Source organism: Prevotella sp. oral taxon 317 str. F0108 (genome assembly GCF_000162415.1).
Classification (GTDB): domain Bacteria; phylum Bacteroidota; class Bacteroidia; order Bacteroidales; family Bacteroidaceae; genus Prevotella; species Prevotella conceptionensis.
Window position 1 is genome coordinate 24,227 of the sequence record NZ_GG740079.1, and the last position, 1,502, is coordinate 25,728.

Consider the following 1,502-nt stretch of genomic DNA (forward strand, 5'->3'; position numbering starts at 1 on the left):
ATCGGTCGCCCCGTTCAGGCCTACGACGAACACGGTGTCGTGATTTGGCAAGCCGACTACGACATCTATGGCAACTTGCTCAACCTGAAAGGCGACAGACAATTCGTGCCGTTCCGCCAGTTGGGGCAGTATGAGGACGAGGAGACGGGATTGTACTACAACAGGTTCAGGTATTACGACCCGAGTACGGGTGGGTATATAAGTCAAGATCCGATTGGGCTGGCAGGGAATAATCCGACGTTGTATGGGTATACACGTGACAGCAACACGAGAATAGATCTTTGGGGGTTGGATTGTGATGTGCCAAAGAAGACACAGACACATCACATAATTCCTATGGCGGTTTATAAAGCTTTTAGAAAAGATTTTAAGAAAATCAAGGGTTATGTGCAGGCAGTTAATGTTAGAACCGCAAAGAATAGAACAAACCTTATTGATTTGGATACTCCTTTTCATGGAAACCATCCAAAATATAACGAGTATGTTTCTAAAAAAATAACTAAACTTACAAACGAAGGCGACTTAAAGCTAGATGATATTAACACATTGCAAAATAATTTGAGAAATGAGATAGGTAAAGCTCAGGCCTCAGGTAAGAACCTAAATGAGCATTTTGGTAAACTAAAGTAAAAAGACAAATTATGTATAAGTATAAAAGAGTATGGATAGAAACAGACCCGCTAATTATGGGTGTAAGGAATGGAGTATACCAAGTAGAGCTAAAAGAGAAAAAGTCTTTTGTGTCAAAGGAAGAAAGGAATTATTATGAAAGTTACTTTGCTAGCGGTATTAATGCGTTTCTATTAGATGATTTTAAAAGGATTGACGAAAAAAAAATAACGTGCATCACCTACTTTCCTTTAAAAGGTGCACTTGAAACGGATTTTATTGTAGCAGCTCCACATGAACGAGGAATAGACTTTCTAGTAACTGAAAAATGTTTAGATGTGTTAGAAAGCTTCAAGCTACCTACTTATAACAAGTTCAAAGTAAACATTGAAGGTTTTTCAAGTAATTATTTCGCGGTCGGTTTTCCAATGGTACCTAATCGCTTTGTTGATTATTCGGATAGTAAATTTGTGGATTTGACTACAAAAGAGCATGTACAAATAGCAGATAGTGAAGAATATAAAAAATACTTTTCTATAGGTGACAGAAAAATTTCAGTTAAATACCGGCTTGATTATGATATAATTGCCATACAACCTTTTGGCTTGTTCTTCTCTGGAAAATTAATTAACGCCATCAAAATGAATAGACTAATCGGTCTTCAAGTAGAGGATACGGAAATGGTATTAAAGTAGGTTAACCTCCATTAGATGGTGTGTCCTTTAAAAAAAATGGGGGATAGAAAGAATTTCTGAATTGATAACCTAATAAACTACACCTAAGCTTAGCAGGCTATGGCATATGTAGGGCTGTTGGTGGAAGAGCTGTCGTGTTTAAGCGCAGTACATTAGCTGATTGAAAAGGCTTTCAACGGCCGCGTGCACCGCTACCTG

The 1,502-nt window shown here is 37.9% G+C and carries 2 protein-coding genes; both read left to right on the plus strand.

Annotated elements, in window-relative coordinates; genetic code table 11:
* Positions 1-630, plus strand: a 630-nt coding sequence (locus HMPREF0670_RS15970; protein WP_198009316.1) for an RHS repeat-associated core domain-containing protein, incomplete at its 5' end; no start/stop codon positions are given.
* Between the two features lie 11 nt (positions 631-641).
* A complete protein-coding gene (locus tag HMPREF0670_RS14450; protein WP_009231886.1) occupies positions 642-1,304 on the plus strand; it encodes a hypothetical protein in 663 nt (220 codons plus the stop codon).
* The last annotated feature ends 198 nt before the right edge of the window (positions 1,305-1,502 follow it).

Bases quoted from the DNA above. Each gene is read 5' to 3' on its own strand.
- HMPREF0670_RS14450 (WP_009231886.1), top strand. From the start codon at position 642: ATGTATAAGTATAAAAGAGTATGGATAGAAACAGACCCGCTAATTATG.